Origin of the sequence: Streptococcus cristatus (assembly GCF_003943505.1) — a bacterium.
Classification (GTDB): domain Bacteria; phylum Bacillota; class Bacilli; order Lactobacillales; family Streptococcaceae; genus Streptococcus; species Streptococcus cristatus_E.
This window is the reverse complement of record NZ_RJPS01000008.1, coordinates 71,758-89,740: the sequence shown is the minus strand read 5'-3', so window position 1 is coordinate 89,740 and position 17,983 is coordinate 71,758. Positions and strand designations below refer to the sequence as shown.

Below are 17,983 nucleotides of genomic sequence, written 5' to 3'. Positions count from 1 at the left end.
AGTATCTTTAAAATTATCGCTGATCTTTCTTATTTTGAGCGATAGAAGCCAATCCAGATAATGTACTAGCGACACTTTTTAAGTCAGGAGAAATTGGCTGTAAACCTGGTCTTACCATCTGATATGCCTCTTGTTCTGTCACGCTCAAGCTTGGAGTTGTAGAGACTTGAACAGACAAGCTTTCTTGAGATAGTGCAACTGCCTCTGAAAGTTCCTGAGATGCAAGGTTCATACTATCAAGCGATTCTTGTTGATAAGCAAGAAGCATTGATTCTGTTCGAGACAAGCTAAGTGACAGAGATTCTGAAACTTGTAAACTATGTGATACTGACTTAGACTCTGAAACACTCTGTCTGTAAGAAAGCAACTCTGAGACTGAAACACTATAAAACTCAGATAAGGAAACTCTCACAATACTTTGACTGATTTGCTCTGATTCACTCAGGGAAATCGACTCACTCAAACTAAAGGAAGTTGAGATGCTGACACTATGACTAAGAGATTCGGAAAGACTGATAGAGGTTGAAGTGCTCTGACTAGCCGACTCTGAAACTGAAATTAACTTGCTCTCATATGCAGATTGGGCAACAGAAGCACTAACTGAGAGTGACGAACTGAGCCAATTATACTCTGAAATTGATTGACTCAAACTTAAAGAAGTTGAAAGGCTTGCACTCTCACTGAATGATTCAGAGATACTGAGGCTCTGGCTAAGGCTTTCGGACTCACTCAAACTCAAGGAGCTTGAAACACTCAGGCTTTGACTCAAGGATTCTGAAATACTGAGGCTCTGGCTAAGGCTTTCGGACTCACTCAAACTCAAGGAGCTTGAAACACTCAGGCTTTGACTCAAGGATTCTGAAACACTGAGGCTCTGACGAAGGCTTTCAGACTCACTCAAGGAAACTGATTCACTTAAACTAAAGGCAGTTGAAAGGCTTGCACTCTGGCTGAGAGATTCTGAAACACTCAGAGAGATTGAAGCACTCTGACTAATAGAGTCGGAAATCGATGTTAACTTGCTTTCCAATTCAGATTGGGCAACAGAAGCACTAACTGAGAGTGACGAACTGAGCCAAGTATACTCGGAAAGTGATTCGCTCAAACTAAAGGAAGTCGAAATGCTTGCACTATGACTCAAGGATTCAGACACACTAAGACTCTGGCTCTCTTGTTCAGATTGACTGACTGAAATTGACTCACTGAGGCTTAAAGAGAGTGAAGTGCTGACACTCTGGCTCAAGGATTCTGAAAGGCTGAGACTCTGACTAAGGCTTTCAGATTCACTCAAGAAAGTTGACTCACTCAAACTGAAGGAGCTTGACGCACTGAGACTTTCGGATTCACTCAAGGAAACTGACTCACTCAAGCTGTAAGAAGTGAAGACGCTCACACTCTGACTGAGAAATTCTGATACACTAATAGACTCGGAAATTGATGTCAATTGGCTTTCCAATTCGGATTGAGCAACAGAGGCACTAACCGACAATGAAGAACTTAACCAAGTATACTCGGCAATGGACTCACTCAGGGAAATTGACTCGCTCAAAGAGATTGACTCACTGAGACTGAGAGAAGTTACTGTCCATTCACTCAAAGATTCTGAAAGAGAAAGGGACTGGCTATAGCTAAGTGATTCTGATAGCTGCTGACTCTCCTTGGCTGATTCAGATTCAAAAAGAAGTTGAGAAAATGCTTCACTCAAAGAGAGAGACTGACTGATGCTCAAAGATTCAGATGCCGAAAGGCTAAGTGAAGTAAACTCAGACTGAGCCAACCATTCAGAAGTAGAGAGGCTCAGGCTAGTGCTAAGAGAAATCAAGAAAGTATCCGGCTTATTCTCGTTTACTGAAGATGAATCAGCTTCCTCCTCATAAACTGGATCTGAAAGACTCAGAGAAGCCTCTTCTAAGGCACTGAGAGACTCAGATTCTGAAAAACTCAGACTAGCACTAATGGATTCTGACAGAGAAACTGACTGACTATCCGCTACCGAAGTTGAAACGAATTCGCTAAGAAGGATAGAAGCCGACTCGGAAAGGCTCTCGCTGGCACTGATAGAAGCGGATAACCACTCACTCTCATAGAGTGAATCTGAATCTGATATGCTGAGAGATTCAGATTCAAAGATACTCCAGTATTCAGACTCGGAAAGACTTTCACTTGTACTGATAGAAGCGGATAGCCATTCACTCTCATAAAGTGAATCTGATTCTGATATGCTGAGAGATTCAGATTCAAAGATACTCCAGTATTCAGACTCAGAAAGACTCTCACTGGCACTAATAGAAGCGGATAACCACTCACTCTCATAAAGCGAATCCGACTCTGATATGCTGAAGGACTCAGTTTCGAAAATACTCCAGTATTCAGACTCGGAAAGACTCTCGCTTGCACTGATAGAAGCAGATAGCCATTCACTCTCATAGAGTGAATCCGACTCTGATATGCTGAGGGATTCAGATTCGAAAATACTCCAGTATTCAGACTCGGAAAGGCTCTCGCTTGCACTGATAGAAGCGGATAAAGATTCATCCTCAAGAGCCTGCTCAGATTCTGAATCTGACTGATCGATAATGTGAGAAGAGTCTAAAGAATAAGTCTCTAATGAATCATTCTCCCACAGCGAATCTTGAAGAGAACTCTCGCTTGTTGAAACAGAGTCACTCTCGAAATGTTCAGCAGACAAACTCATTGAGGTCGAAACGCTCATTGATAAACTTTGGCTGACATTTTTTATCAGATCATCTACTACCAAGCTATTGTTGGCTTGAAAATCCTCAAAGTCTTCCATAATAGAAATCGGTTCTGTCTGTGGTTTTAATTCTTCATTAATACCTAACACAACCTGATTCTGCTCTTGGGGTTTTCGGCTAATCGGTTTTAAGATGGCTGCATCCGGATCATAAAAATTATCATCCTCCGTCACCAATCGTTTAAACTTCGATATAACGCGCTTAAACCCCTTTGCTTTTGCTTTATTATTCTTACCCATAAATATACATTTTCTCCCGAATGCAGTTATATCCTTATTATAAAGTGTATAGCACAATCTGTCAAAACTTTAGCCAAAGAAAACCTCTAATTTCCCTGTAGGCTGAACATTGACATAACTAAGCGCCATATTTTTTATAATTTTAAGATTCATGTCTGCATTCATTCTCTTATATGACTCAAAAGCCTCTTTATGAAACTCATATACCGGATTCTTTTGCGCATAACCTTGACTAACCACTAAAGTTTGAAATTGTTGGAGATAGTCAACTTGCTCCACCCAGCAATCATCTACTGCTCTTAACACTGCGATGCGTTGAAGCTGCCCAAATAGTTCCGAATCCTCAATTCTATCGCGTTTTCGCTGATATTCTTCAATGAAAAGCTTAGATAGGAACTTCTTAACTTGACGAATGTTTGTCACATCTAAATCTCTTGGAATGCCTTGACAATAGTAGCTAATGTTATCCAAAACAAATCGATACAAATCGGCCTGCTCTCTAAATGGATGCTTCTTCATATAGGCGTCCATAGCATCTGATAAAACAGATAAAAAATATTCTAGTTTAAAGTCAGGATGAGCAATAATGTCATTGCGCTTGTTATAAATGATCTGCCGTTGAATTCGGATACTTTCGTCATACTGCTCCGTTGATCGTCTTGAAGCAGCTGCCGCATTATCGCTGTTTCTCTGAGCTTCTGTCACCTCATATTTAATACGAACCGATTTTAGATGAACCTTCTGTTTTTCCTCTGGCTTGGCGACTTCTTTCTGATAAAAATCATTGATCCACTTACTGCCAGTCTTTGTGATAATATCATCTTCAAGTGAAACAAAGAATTTACTTAGTCCAGGCGCGCCTTGACGGCCTGCACGACCACGAAGCTGCAAATCCACTCGTTCGCTGGACATTCTCTCTGTTCCAATAACCGCCAGTCCGCCTAATTTAGCAACACCTTCTTCTAAGATAATATCCGTTCCCCGACCAGCCATAGAGGTTGCGACGGTTACCGCAGAACGCCGGCCAGCCTGGGCAATCATCTCTGCTTCTTTTGCTGCATTGTAAGCATTTAGCACGTTATGAGCAATTCCTTCCTGCAGCAGAAGCATGGAGTAAATTTCTGACATTCTTACCGATCCTGTCGCAATCAGAACTGGCTGTCCCTTTTTGTGTAGTTTTTTAATATAATCCAAAGAAGCATAAAGCTTTTGAGGGATCGTTAGATAGATCTCATCTGGATAATCAATTCGTTGATTGGGTTTTCTAGTTGGTACAACGACCACTCCCAAGTCATACACTTCACGAAATTCATCTTCACAGACCTTGCCTGTACCCGTCATCCCCGCCAATTTAGGAAACATCTTGAACAGATTTTGATAGGTAATAGAGGCCATGGAACGTGTTTCTAAGGAAATCTTTACGCGTTCTCTCGCTTCCAAGGCTTGGTGCAAACCAGATTGAAGTTTATTCCCTTCCAAAACTCGCCCTGTTGCCTCATCCATCAACTTGACTTCGCCATTTTCTACAGTATACTGACGATCTTTTTCAAATAAATGATTGGCCCTTAAGGCCAAATTGATTTGACGGATCAGTTGGTAGTTATTTGGATCGTAGGCATTTTGCACACGGAAGTAAATTTCTGCTTCTTTGACACCTTTTCTCGTCAACCAGACTGAAGTCCGAGTCGAATCCAGCTTGAAGTCTTCCCCTTCTTTCAAGGTCTTAACAAACTCATCACAGGTAATAAATAGATTGGACTGAACCCGCGGAGAGCCTGATATAATCAGAGGCATCTGTGCACTATCCAAGAGAGCTGCATCAACCTCGTCAACCAAACAGAAATAGAACTTAGGCAAAAATTTCTTTGCTTGAGAGGTCGCTAAATTTTCTTCAAGGTAATCAAATCCCAGCGCACTATGTGTTGTATACACGATATCACTTTGATAAATCCGCTGCTTTTGCGCAACCTTCAATTTTTTAGCTGGATTTTCTGAAACACCAATCCCAACTGTCATCCCTAAGTAATGAAAAACAGGAGCCATTTGTTTAGCATCGCGTATCGCCAAATACTCATTGGCCGTAACTAAGATGGTGCTGTTTCCAGTCAAAGCATTTAAGTACAGGGGCAGAATTGCTGTTAGTGTTTTGCCCTCTCCTGTCCTCATCTCGGCAATCTGATTGTCTTGCATGACTAAGGCACCTAAGATTTGCACATCGTAAGGATAGAGCCCCAAGACACGCTTAGCCGCTTCACGAATGGTGGCATAGGCTTCTGGTAAAATTTCCTGCAGCCTTTCTCCCTTAGAAAGACGGCCTTTAAACCATTGAGTTTTAGCCTGCAATTCTTCATCTGACATGGCTGCATAATTATTAGAAAGCTGATTAATCTTTTCTAAGATTTTTTTATATCGCCTTAGTTTAAAGGAATTAGCTAAATGTAATTTTTTAGGCTTCATTCTTTCTCATCCACTCTTCCGTTTTCTCCAAGTCTATTTTTTGAAGCAAAAAGGACTGATCCAACAAATAATCAATTTTGGTTAGTACCCGTGGCCTATTTTTCAGATGGGCATATTCTTTTACTCTAGCTGAATTGAAGCGTTCCAGCAGCAAATCTCTAAATAGAGGATAATTCGCCCTATTTCGATAGCGATCCAGAACATGCTGATAATCCAATTCTGGCATGAAATCATCAGTCACTAAAGCATAGGCATTTTCAAATTGCTGGGAGTAAAGCAAGGCTGCGATATTTGAAATCGGCCCATAGCCAGCAAAAGCGACCTTTTCAAAAGAATATTCTCGAGACAGCTTTTCAATTGTTCCAAGTAAGATTTCGAAGAACTCTTTTTCCATATACAAAAGAGCGTCTTTATAGGAAGAATTGACTACCAACAAATTTGGAAAATGCTCCCGAACAATTTCTGGAATGTAACCCGTCCGATTAAAATCAGGCTCCGTAAAGCAAACGTAAATCGTCTCTTGATTGACGTCCTTATGCAACAATTTCGAAATCCAATAGCGATCGACAGTATAATCTGCCACACCTTCTTCAGCAATATAGATGCTTTCAAACAAGAAACGATGGCAACCTGAACTCACTAATTGAATTTTATAATGATGGGTATTGTTAGGAACACGAACGCTCATTGTCTCACCCTGCTTAATGATTTGATTAAAAATCTCCTCATCACGTGCATTCATAAATTCAATCTTCAAGTAGGTCGAATTTTCAGGAAGAGTCTCCAGATGGCTGCCAAAGATATATTTTTCTCCTCGCTTCAATTCAGGAAGCTGACTTGTATTTCGTAAAGCCTGATAGTTTGCCTGCGAATGCCATTCATGAATGACTGTACCAGACGGCATGAACTGATTCTCATATAAGACATGCCCATCTGCTAGCAGCTTCACAGACGATCCATATAGATACTGTGATACACTTTGCATATCCCAATAAGCAAAATAGATTTCTTCCTTGTATATCACGAATCAAACTTCCTTTCAAAACTATTCACTAATAAAGTTTTATATTGATTAAAGAACCATTCGACAATTCCTTGCGTATCATCATTGTGTCGTCCAGTTAATCCTTTACTAATGACATTAACGCGATAAGCTCGCTTTCCTAGCTCTTCTAGCATATCAGGGTAGGCCGTACCATCGTAGTCATCATGATACATATAAGACACAATAAATTTCGTCCTTGAAAAATTAGCTTCTTTGAACGATGTCCAGAAGTGCTCATTAAGTTGAGCTGTTCCTTCCTCTGATAATTCTCCTGTTGTACGAAGCACCAAATCTAAAGAAGTAGGAAAACCTCCAGGACGAATCGTGGATTCATTCTCTGCAATATCGCCTAAATTTACTAAGGGCTTACCGACAATCACTGCATGAGGCTCTAACTTGGAAGCATAATACAGGGCTCCAAAAGTCCCCATTGATAGTCCGGATAGGGTCAACTGGTCTCTTGTAAAGCCCAATTCATCTAAACAGTGATGAATGACCTGAACAAGCTTTTGCTCTAGCTCTTCTGAACCGAGATAGAAAGCACCACCCTCAGAACGTGGATCTCCAATCAACAAGAAAGGCGCTCCCAAATTGTTCATCATCCAGTATCCCTCAAATCCTTCAGCTGGACGATAACCAGAAAAATAAATATTGAGAGGTGGCTTCAAATCACCAGGATGGAAGTAGTAAATCAATTCCTCCCGATTTTTATCCACAACACGATTTCCACCAATCAACAAGTCCCCATAACCCAAATGAGACTGGCGATGGTGGAATGGTCCAATTTTCACAATTCCTTGCCCCTTTACTTGAACACTGACGCTTAGGTAATAAGAATCGCTGGTATCCAAAACGAGAGGCTTATCAAAAGATTCTTCATCATAAATCCATTCTTGCATGGGAGAATTGTCAACTGGATAACCCTTGATGACATAACGAATTGCGCAATCTTCAGAATTTCTGAACTCTGGCCATAAATCCAAAGGGGCGTCTGCGCTCAGAAAGATATTGTACTGATAGGTTGCTACAGTTTGGTAATCCTCACCATATTGGCCACACAGACGGAGATAGTTAGTTCCTTCATAGTTAATCTGACCTGAGAAGGAGGGATTGACAGCTAGATGATTAACACTGAGCTTGGTACCACTTTGCTTGGAAGAAAAGCCCCGTGAAAATAGATACAGCATCTGAGCTGGATCTTCAAAAGTAGACTGAACGGCCCTTTTGCGTAAAAGGAATCTTTCCAAAGTTTTTGTAGTGATCTGACAGCGCTCATGATAAAACAAGCGATAAACCTGAATTAAGCTATCCAATACTGTAATGTACTCAAAATGCTCAACAGTATCGACCAATACAACATCATAGGGCTTAGCAGCCTTCGGTTTCTTCCCATCCTTTTTTAAAATACCAATATCTTCGGGCAAGAGAGACATGATATCTTCTGGCTTAACAAATGTCCATGCGATATTACTAGGAATCTCATATTGGTGCTGCCAATTCTCATTGGCAATCTGTAGGACACTAATTCTGTTCATTTAGCTTTAATTCCTTTATCGTATTTTTCCACATTTCGACAATTTCTCCCCTTGTATACAGCTCAATCCTCTTAACCGAATGTACCAAAGACTGATTCCAGTGTTCCAAATCTGTGAGGTAATACAAGAGTGCCTCTCTCAGGTTAGAAATATCATTCATGATCCAACCATTTTCGCCATGCTTCACATAGGAAGAACTATACAAATTCACTTGAGGAATCCCTCCACTGATACCCGCAATTTGAGTTCGTATATCTGCCGGGCTTCCCAAATCCAAGATGACCCGAACATACTTCAGAGCCTTCGCCAAATCGGTATCACTATGAATCACCACAGTATCAATTCGCTCTCTGGGGCTATCATCATCTTCTAAGCGTGGATCATCACTCTTAGCGGCCTTATCTTTGTCAACAAGGAGCAATTTTTCTGCATGCTTTGTTGATGATAAAGATTCCTCAAGAAACTGTCGAATAGAAGCTTCTCGACCAAAATCCTGACTCTGCGTCCCAACCAATAAGTCAATCCACTCATGTTGCAACATCATATCAAACAAGGAAGTAAAGACATATTGAAGATGATGTTCTGGTAAAGTATCGAAATTGACATAGATAATCAACTCTTTTTTCCGCTGACTATGCCCAAGATTCAACTGTGTGTCATAGGGTGGAATCTCATAATAAGCAGGAAGTTGCTCTTCTTCTACTTCCCCCACTTGTTCTGCAATCTTCACAATTTTATCCAAGCTATCTACCACAAAAAATGGGGTATCTTTTAAATCAGACAAGAGCTGTTCTGTATTCGTAATCGGATAACGATTGCCAAAGAAAGACAAGACAACAAGATGATCCCTCTTGACCTGTCGGAAAAAATGATTATGCTGCACATCTGCTGAAACAATAATCGAATCATCCTTGGTTAAAACAGAAGCCAAATGCTGCTCTAGCTTTTCTTTAACAAGCTCCTCAATATCCTGATAGACATCCTTAGCAAATGTGCCCTGTGCCTCAGGATTGATAATGACCTGCTGGTTATCAGCTGTCAAAAATTCTCTGAATTGCCATATTCCTTGTGCATTCAGATAGTCCTGATAATAAGGCTGATTATGCTCAAAATAGATAATACTGGAGACAAAGCCACGGTCATCAAAAACAAGCTGATAATCTATCTGATTATTTTCAAAATAGGTAATATCAAAAATATTACCTATTTGTGAAAAATTAATCTGAGCATGAGGTAGGTGATCAACGTGAACATCTACAATAAAAGGAGTATAAAAGATTTCTGCTCCTTGCGGCCATTTCAAATCATCCAAGCGAATTTTTCGTGCAGGCACGTCTGTCAGACCTTGTATGCTATCAAATAGATTCCACATTTCATCTGATGAAAGTCTTTGTTGATAAAAGAAAGTCCGAATATGAGGTGAATAATTCAAAATCAGGACAGAATTGGCTTCTCCTGATTGTTGAAACATCCGCAATAAATTTACGGCATCGTCAAACATCATATTTTTCGGCTGCAGATAGAAAGGTAGGGCAGTAGAATACCATTTTCGATCTTGTTTATACCAAGAAGGTACAAAGTAAAACATATCCCTCTATTCTCCTTTTACTTCTAGTTCTTTATGATAATAAGTCCCGATTCTTAAGATTCGTATTTCTTCACGCAAGGGCAAGAGCATGCTGATCAAAATGACTAGTGTGCTTGGCAAGGTCAAAAAGAAACTTGGCAAAGGCAAGAAGAAATTAATAAAATAGGGCAGGCCGACATACAAGATGAGATAGATAGCTCCTATATTTGATTGCAAAGAAATATAGTGTTTTAACACTTTTAAGGTTTCTTTCCCAGGCTGAATATAGTCAAAATATTCTCCCTGACGCTGTAAGCGTTTCGCTGTCTCTTCCGGTTCCAAATTGATATAGGCAAACAAAATACCTAACAAGTAAATCGCAACTAAATAAACAAAGAGACCCAAGGGCTTTGTAAAGTCAAACAAATTCCCAAATTTTAGTGAAAATCCTTTCCCCGTCCAGTCTAGTAATAATTGGAACAACATCAAGACACTTGTTGCATACATAATGGGCATTCCACCAGAAGGAATGAACTTAATTGGCAAATAAGATTTATCATAGTAGCGACTGCTCAACATGATCCGATTAAGAGGCAGACGTATCTCCGCTTTCTCACATACAACAGCAACAAAAGTCAAAAGAAGATAAGCTATCGCCGCAGCAACTAACATCATGCCACCTCGGAGAGAAGACAGAGATTGACCAATCAAGATTATTAATTGATTGGCAAACTGAAGCAAAATCCCTGAGATAATGATGATGGTTGACCCTCCCACTCCTTTACGAGTATTAAGACTTGACAGCCAAATAATGATAAAACTGCCTGTCACAACTGTGAGTAAAACTGCTAGATTATAGAGCCAATCATCCACGAGAAGTAGAAAGCGACCATTTCCTCTATAAGCGGTGTACATAATGGCTAGTCCCTGCACAATCGCAAAGAACAAGGTTAGGATTTTTTGAAAGAAATCCGTTTTTTTAAGAGACCAAGCTTGTATATTCCAGCTTTTCTTTAGGTTCATGACTTGCCATACAATCATCGTCGTAATCCAAGGTCCTAAGCCCAAAGAAAATACTGAAATCTGAGAAACATCAATTCCTGCCAGCAAATACAAAGCGGCCAAGGGATTGTCTTCCTTTATCCGAAAAGCTTCCATACTGCCATTGTAGCCCGGAAGCAAGATATGTCTTCCTAATATATAAATAGCAATGATGAACAGTGTAAAGAGGATTCTCTTTCTAAAAATATTCTGATGCTTCTTTTTCTTAAGACCAAAGTGCTCCATTTATTATCCTTTATTTGTATTTTGGACTTGCCCAGAGTCCTCTTTTCATACATAAACTTGTCTTTTAAGCCAAAGACTTAAGAAAGCAAGCCCATTCCATAGAATTATAGATAAGGAATCAACTTGCTTTCTCTATTTTGATTACAAAATGTGGGGCAGTTCGTCATTTAATTAAAATCTGATCGAATTTTTTCCACCATTTCCTGATAATTCTCATGTGAGAATACTCGCTCTGAAACCCCTTCTGTTTGTACATTATCAAAGGCATAAACAGGCTTACCAGACTCTTGAAACTCTCTAATTACAGTATCGAATTTCTGATCGTGATTGATATCAAGATAAATGTCGCTGCTCGCAAGTAAATCTCTCAAAGGATATGGCAAAATTGCAGGGTGCAAACGAACATTTTCATAAGCCATCAGTTTGAGTAACTTATCAGACATCTGTGTATAGGCAGCAATATTAAATAGACAGTTTGGTAATGCATTCACCAAATCTTCAATTCCCTCTAACCTATCTGAGTTTGTCAAGGTTACACAGTGGAGAGCAAAACCTTCATCCCTCTGTTTAATAGCTTTCTCGACATCAAATTCATCTGTCTCAATAATTGTAGACCAATCAAGAGAATTGTAAAACCACCATACTTCACGCAGACGCATGTTGGAAACAGTGTTCCATGGTTTTTGACCAGAAATATAATGCAAAACAGCAGGTAGTGGAGAAAGTGGAATTTCGAAAATCCAGTCATGCTTATCTAGCGCAGCTCCCATGTCAAAACCGATTTGAAAATTGTAAGTATCTTCCAAATCAAGTTTTTTGCCCTCAAACATCAAATTCAAGATAGACTGATCACCTTCAGTAAAATTGGCTAATTCTCTATCTGTCAACTCAACCAATTGCTGAGCCATGTTTTCTTCACGCCAACGCTTATTATTGATGAGCATCATTCCAGAATTAAAGCCAAAGCCTACTCCATATGTCGCGCGAGTCGTTGCTACATAATAATCCTCCAGATCTATCTCAAAAAGATGGTCCAGATTTCGTGTCACAACAATATCACAATCTAAATATAAGACTTTATCTGCTGCAACGTAATTCGGTATAAAATAGCGCCCATAAGCCATATAGTTAATGTGAGCGTAAGTTCCAGCTTCCCATTTTGACTTCACCTGATCATCAATCTGATCATTGAATAATTTCACATCGTTCAACTGACTGCCAGCTGCTTCTACCTTCTGACGCGTATAGTAGAACCATTCTTGAGGAATGTCCTGATTAAAAACATAAATATCTAGATTTTTATGATGACAGCAAAGAGATTTTATGGTCGTTTCAATCTGTCTGATATACCCATAATCTCCCGAAACCACAATGGCTTTTTTCTTTTCCAAAACACTACTCCCACTACGCTTATTCTATTCTCTAAAAAAATCGCTATTAGGCCTTATTATACCATAAATTCCGCCTTTATTCAAACACCTTCTTGGGAGCTAGCCCTAACTTTTCTAGTCTTACAATGGAGATAAAAGCTACTCACACAAAAAGAAACAAACTTGATATAAAACTTCTAATATATCCATCCTTTTAAAATCAGACAACCACTACCTGTAACGTATTTAAATAGGTGCTGATCATGCTATCAAATTTTATAAAATCAGGCTATCCCAAAGAATTAGCAGATATTTTCTTGAGAAAAATGAGAGTGGGATAGAAATCTGTAATTCGTTAGAATTTGATTTCGTCGTCCCACCTCCGCACAGTTGAGTAGGGCTGTAAAAGCTGATGGAATCAGCATAGTAGAGCCCACTCAACCACTGCGTCTTGCTCGACAATCCAAAGACAATTGAGAGGCTAGGACTTTTGTCCCAGCCTCATCTTACCCTACTTACATCACTTAGTTATTATGCACCCGATTCATGTATTCGGTATAGGATTCTGTTTGCATCAGTTCCTTGGCATTCTTGACCCGATCAGCAGTCGGTGGCTTCACGCCTTCCAGTGAATAAGGAATGCCCAGCTCCCGCCACTTGAATTCTCCCATAGTATGGTAAGGAAGGATTTCAAACTTATCAACGTTCTTGAGTGTTTTGACAAACTTACCTAGCTCAATCAAGTCCTCATCACGGTCCGTTAAGCCTGGCACCAGAACGTGACGAATCCATACTGGCTTTCCAATATCTGAGAGATATTTTGCACAGGCCAAGATGTTTTTATTGGTCTGGGTAGTCACGATCCTATGCTGCGCTTCATTAATTTCCTTGATATCCAGCAAGACCAAATCCGTCACCGCCATCAGTTTATTAAACTTTTCTAGATAACGAGGCGTATTTCTAAAAGGCAGAGCACAAGTATCCAGCGTACAATGAATCCCCAGTTCTTTGGCCTTAGTAAAGAAGGCAATCAGAAAGTCAATCTGCAGAAGTGCTTCTCCACCGCTGACGGTGATGCCACCTTTATTTCCCCAGAAACCTTTGTAACGAAGAGCTTCTTGTAGGATATCATCCACAGTCCGCAGCTGAGATTTGTTGGTCTCCATCTCCCAAGTATCTGGATTGTGGCAATATTGACAACGCATATGACAGCCCTGTAAAAAGACGATGAAGCGGATACCTGGTCCGTCCACAGCTCCAAAACTCTCCGTAGAATGCACCATTCCCGTTACTTTCCCATAATCAATCGCTTCTTCAACCATAATAATCCTCTTGTACCTGAAAACGTTTTACCATAATTACATTATATCACGATTCGAGTGAAAATAGATAGATTCTGCCTATTTTTTAGAAAATAAACTGTTTTTCAGTTTCATTTTCATTGTGTTACAACAGATAGAGTTTTTCAGTTTTTCTAAAAACTACTACTCTCCGTTTCCATCTTTCTCCATAAAAAAAGCCGCCCTAGAGGCGACCTTTTCGGAGATTGTTATGAAAAAAAGGTACGGAACTATAGCTATAACAGCTGCTCATCTGTTAAACTAAAGGACTCCTTCTATCAAATAAAGTTAAGAGGTCTTCATTTGATGTTTCTAGTATACTGCACCATACTTAAAAGAAGCTTAAGCTGGTTTTAATCATTATTTTACCAGAATAGCCAAGGTTTAGTATGGCTGCAGATTCATGGTCGTTGTTACCGTTATCTCCTCGTAATTCGAAATCAGTACCTGCCTAATTTGATAATATCTAAAAATGCTCTATCTTCTATCTCTCCGACGGCCGCCAGTTTCAGTATACAGAAAGCCGGCACAAATTAGATAAATTTCGCTTTGTGGATTTTGCCACACGACAAAAAGAATGAGGATTCTATTCAGCAAATATAAAAAATCTCCTCTGTCAGCTAAAATCTAGCGAGCAGAGGAGTTTTCCTGTTCTTTGGTTTGTTTTTAGTTTTATACGTTGTTTATATTTAGGAGATGATATGAAAAATTTATGAAATGTTGATACGAGAATCTATTTCTTGCTTCTATTGCTAGTACTGGTTAGGCTACTTCGTTTAGCTTGGAGCGAATGAATGATTTCTGATAGGTTACTTTTACTTTATATGTCATTGGACTGCCCTCATTTCTTATTTGTTGAGACTAGTATAAGACTTTCAGCTTAAGCATTCCTTATAAAAATCTTGCAGAAAACTTAAAACAAAAGAAGCTGAATTATTTTTCAGCTTCTTCATCTTCTTCAATCATTTCAAATATTTCCACTTTCACCTTGGTGACACGGCCATTTTTAACCTTGTCGTTGGTCAAAATCAGTTTTTTATTCTGGCTTTCCACTTCATAGCTGAGCCGTTCTGTTGGATTTGGAATGGTTCCAACACCAGTCAGATAATAACCAGCAATAGTATCCACATCATCACTATCGATTTCAACTTCAAAGTACTCATTAAAGTCATTGAGGGTCATCGTTCCTAAAACAATATAAGTATTCTCACCTATTTCATGAACCTCGATAGCAACCTTGTCTGTTTCGTCTTCGATTTCACCGACGATTTCTTCCAACAAGTCTTCAAGCGTCACGAGACCTGCCATACCACCATACTCATCCAACAGAATCGCCATTTGATTTTGGGTATTCCGGAGAGATTTGAGCAAATCATCTACAAAAATCGTTTCAGGTACAAAGAGTGGCTCTTGCAGAATCTTGCGGAGGTTTAGATTGTCGAATCCATTGGCGAAGGCTTCATTTAGCAAGCGTTTGGTATGAATCAAGCCGATCACATTGTCCTTATCGCCATCATAGACAGGAATCCGCGAGAAATTCTGCTTGAGGATACTTTCGATGATTTCCTTGGTATCATCCTGAATATCAACCATAAAGGCATCCGTCCGCGGCACCATTAGTTCACGCGCCACCATTTCATCCAGCGAGAAAATCCCCTGCAGCATTTCGATTTCGTCTGCATCCAGCGTCTCCTCGCTCTTGGTCAGCATGTACTCAATCTCATCCCGCGTCATCTTTTCGTCTGCATCGTCGAACTGCATCGGCGTAATCCGACTAAGGAGATTAGTCGAAGCTGAGAGCAACCAAACGAAGGGGCTAACGATTTTCCCTAGGAAGATAATCACTGGCGCAGTGCGAATAGCCAAACTATCCTTGAGATTCATAGCGATTCTCTTAGGATAAAGCTCCCCAAAAACAATAGAAATATAGGTAAGGAGGGCAAGAGCCAAGAAACTAGCAACTGCATGTGCCGTTTTGGAATCACCCATCCAAGAAGCAAAGATTTTCCCTAAATTATCCGCAAAGCTTGCCCCCGACAGGATATTAATGACGGTAATACCGACCTGAATCGTTGACAGAAAGTTATTAGGGCTTTCAAGAACTTTTAATAAACGAACGTATTTGGCATCGCCTTCTTCGGCTTTCTGCTCAACGCGAGCTCGATTGAGCGACACCATCGCCATCTCAGAAGCTGAGAAAAAGGCATTTAGTAAGGTTAAAACAAATAGCAGTATTGCTTGCAATAAAATACTCTGACTGCCAGGGTCTTCCATGGATTCTTCTCCTAAAAATTATAATCAACCTTGATTATAACATATTTTTGGGATTCGTGCACAAGGATTTATTAGAAAGCGTTTTGCAGACTAATCCTCTAAGTCCTGCAAGACTTTTTCTAGCCGAGAAATAGCTCCAACAGGCAGAGCTGTCTTGGGATATTTCTGATTAAAGGCCAATAGGAAGTTTAAACGGACCTGCATTCTTTCACGAATGAGCTGTCTATACTTTTCGTCAAAGTTTGGAACAGCATAGCCCTTATAATCCAAGTATTCAAAACCTTCCAGAGGACCAAAAGGCTTAAATTGAGCCCTTCCCTCTACAATCTGCTCGATAATGTCTAAAGATACTTCCTTTGAGATGCCTTTTCCCATATAAAATCCAGTATTGATAATGTAGCAAGCAACTCCTGACTCAAATAAACGACGGAATTTCCGATAATCTTCCACCAGTGGATAAACTCGGAAAGGATTGGCATAAGGTTCAATAACCAAGTCTTCGTGCAAGCCAGTGACATTCTCAGCATTTGAGCGCTTGGTCATCAGGGTGCAGCCCATTGTGGAAGCCATCAGCGGATCATTGATCTTAACCAGAGGCGGCAGAGAGTCATCTTTCATAATCCAGAAGATAGCGTTGATGGGCTCATCAATTCTGTCTACTCGATTTGGAGTCGCAAAACGCGATTTGACGGTCCGTCCATTCCCGTTACGGATGTCCTCAGTCACTAGCTTTTTCCGCCCATTTTCATCCAGCGTCACTCCACAATTCTGCACAGTGACAAAGAAATCCTGCTCACTGTGCCCCGTAGGATAGTCATTGGTCTTGTCAAAATAAGACGGCTCGAGGGCAATAGAGGAGCCATCCTTGACTGAGATAATGAAGGCATCATCATGGAGAACCTTGATATCATATTTATGATCATGTTTGGCATGCGTCAATGTGGATTTTCCTGAACCTGACAGCCCAAAGAAAGATGCAACATAGTCTTCTTTGTCCGTCTTCTGCTTGAAGATTTTCAGACCTCCGTGGCAGGCAACATAGCCATTTCTAGCAGCCGTTCCCCACGCCAAAGTCAAGGTTGCCTTTTTCAGCTCCCCGAAATAATTTAAGCCCAGAATAACGGCGCAATTATGATTGGTGTCAAAGTAAACCAAACCTTCTGGGTAGTCTGGATGCTTCCATTTAGGGTCAAAAAAGACAAAGATATCATTTTCCTCGTACTTTTTAGAAGCTCGTAAGCGGTTCTTAAATTCCTCATCCAAAATCTGGAAATTCAAGAGCCAAGAATAGAGATTGTTGATTTCTTCCTGAGGAACCATCAGATGGGCGCAAACCATGAAGTCCTCATCCAGCCCCACGACTGCATCTGCCTTATAAAAGGTCCTCTGATGTGCCTGATAAACAGCACTACGAACCAGAAACAGCAAATGCTCATCCTCCTGACGATCTCTGCCATAAATTCGTCTAGCCTTGGCAGTTCGGCCGACAACCGCCCCCGAGTTAGTTAATAAAACGCGGGCATAAGAAGGAAGTCCCAGCTCCTTCGTATGAATCACCGGCATGTCCAGCACAACCGTTCCAGCAGCTACCGAGGCCAGTTGATAGGCCTCTTCTACGGTCTTGATTGCCTGCACCTGATTCTCATAAAAGGCTGTCTCTACAATGGTCTTCAAGGGCGAAAAATAAGAAGAATCTTTTCTTATTTCTTGCGGAGAAAATTTACGACGTGTTACCATAACGATACCTCCTTTATGCTATTACTATTATTTTAGCATAAATATCCGATGATGAACCATAAAAAATGCAGTAAAAAAGAGTTTGGGAGAAAAGTCCGACATCAAATATAAAAAGCGAACAAAACTAGTTTTCTGGTAATCAGAATTCTGCTTTGTTCGCTTTTTGCATTTAATAATAGATTTGAAGGGCTTAATAATTAAGATTTTTAAAAATTAAAATCTTTTTGTCCCAGACTCCTCAATTGTTTTTGGATTGTCTAGCAAGACGCAGTGGTTGAGTGGGCTCTACTACGCTGATTTCATCAGCTTTTACATCCCTACTCAACTGTGCGGAGGTGAGACGACGAAATCGAATTCTAACGAATTACCGATTTCT

10 protein-coding genes and 1 pseudogene are annotated in these 17,983 nt (G+C 40.2%); 1 reads left to right on the top strand and 10 read right to left on the bottom strand.

The window, feature by feature from the left end; genetic code table 11:
• Positions 1-13: 13 nt before the first annotated feature.
• From D8792_RS08040 to pflA, 8 genes are all read right to left on the bottom strand, one after another.
• Positions 14-2,995 (bottom strand): hypothetical protein, encoded by a 2,982-nt coding sequence (locus D8792_RS08040; protein WP_125373623.1) that lies wholly within the window; start codon positions 2,993-2,995, stop codon positions 14-16.
• Positions 2,996-3,064: 69 nt separating this feature from the next.
• Entirely contained in the window at positions 3,065-5,452 is a 2,388-nt protein-coding gene (gene secA2 / locus D8792_RS08035) for an accessory Sec system translocase SecA2 (RefSeq protein ID WP_125373622.1), read from the bottom strand.
• Positions 5,442-6,476, bottom strand: a complete 1,035-nt coding sequence (gene asp3 / locus D8792_RS08030; protein ID WP_125373621.1) for an accessory Sec system protein Asp3 — start codon at positions 6,474-6,476, stop codon at positions 5,442-5,444. Before asp3 ends, secA2 begins: the two co-directional genes overlap by 11 nt.
• Positions 6,473-8,032, bottom strand: coding sequence for an accessory Sec system protein Asp2 (asp2, locus tag D8792_RS08025; protein ID WP_125373620.1), 1,560 nt, complete (start codon positions 8,030-8,032; stop codon positions 6,473-6,475). The genes asp3 and asp2 overlap by 4 nt, the downstream gene beginning before the upstream one ends.
• A complete protein-coding gene (asp1, locus tag D8792_RS08020) occupies positions 8,019-9,620 on the bottom strand; it encodes an accessory Sec system protein Asp1 (RefSeq protein ID WP_125373619.1) in 1,602 nt (533 codons plus the stop codon). Before asp1 ends, asp2 begins: the two co-directional genes overlap by 14 nt.
• Before the next feature lie 6 nt (positions 9,621-9,626).
• Positions 9,627-10,781, bottom strand: coding sequence for an accessory Sec system protein translocase subunit SecY2 (locus D8792_RS08015; protein WP_446677392.1), 1,155 nt, complete (start codon positions 10,779-10,781; stop codon positions 9,627-9,629).
• A 272-nt stretch (positions 10,782-11,053) separates the two neighbouring features.
• Positions 11,054-12,277 carry a glycosyltransferase gene (locus tag D8792_RS08010; RefSeq protein WP_125373617.1) on the bottom strand — a complete coding sequence of 408 codons (1,224 nt, stop codon included), beginning with the start codon at positions 12,275-12,277 and terminating at the stop codon, positions 11,054-11,056.
• 503 nt (positions 12,278-12,780) lie between these two features.
• The gene (gene pflA / locus D8792_RS08000; RefSeq protein WP_005590787.1) at positions 12,781-13,578 is read right to left on the bottom strand and encodes a pyruvate formate-lyase-activating protein; all 798 of its coding nucleotides are present in this window, start codon (positions 13,576-13,578) and stop codon (positions 12,781-12,783) included.
• Between the two features lie 503 nt (positions 13,579-14,081).
• Here pflA and D8792_RS07995 point away from each other — a divergent pair.
• A pseudogene (locus tag D8792_RS07995) lies at positions 14,082-14,177 on the top strand (trehalose operon repressor); the annotation flags it as partial.
• A gap of 352 nt (positions 14,178-14,529) precedes the next feature.
• On the opposite strand, the gene D8792_RS07990 reads toward D8792_RS07995, so the two are convergent.
• Both D8792_RS07990 and D8792_RS07985 read right to left on the bottom strand, forming a co-directional pair.
• Entirely contained in the window at positions 14,530-15,870 is a 1,341-nt protein-coding gene (locus D8792_RS07990) for a hemolysin family protein (RefSeq protein WP_125373616.1), read from the bottom strand.
• A gap of 90 nt (positions 15,871-15,960) precedes the next feature.
• The gene (locus tag D8792_RS07985) at positions 15,961-17,607 is read right to left on the bottom strand and encodes a phosphoenolpyruvate carboxykinase (ATP) (RefSeq protein ID WP_125373615.1); all 1,647 of its coding nucleotides are present in this window, start codon (positions 17,605-17,607) and stop codon (positions 15,961-15,963) included.
• Between the last annotated feature and the right edge of the window lie 376 nt (positions 17,608-17,983).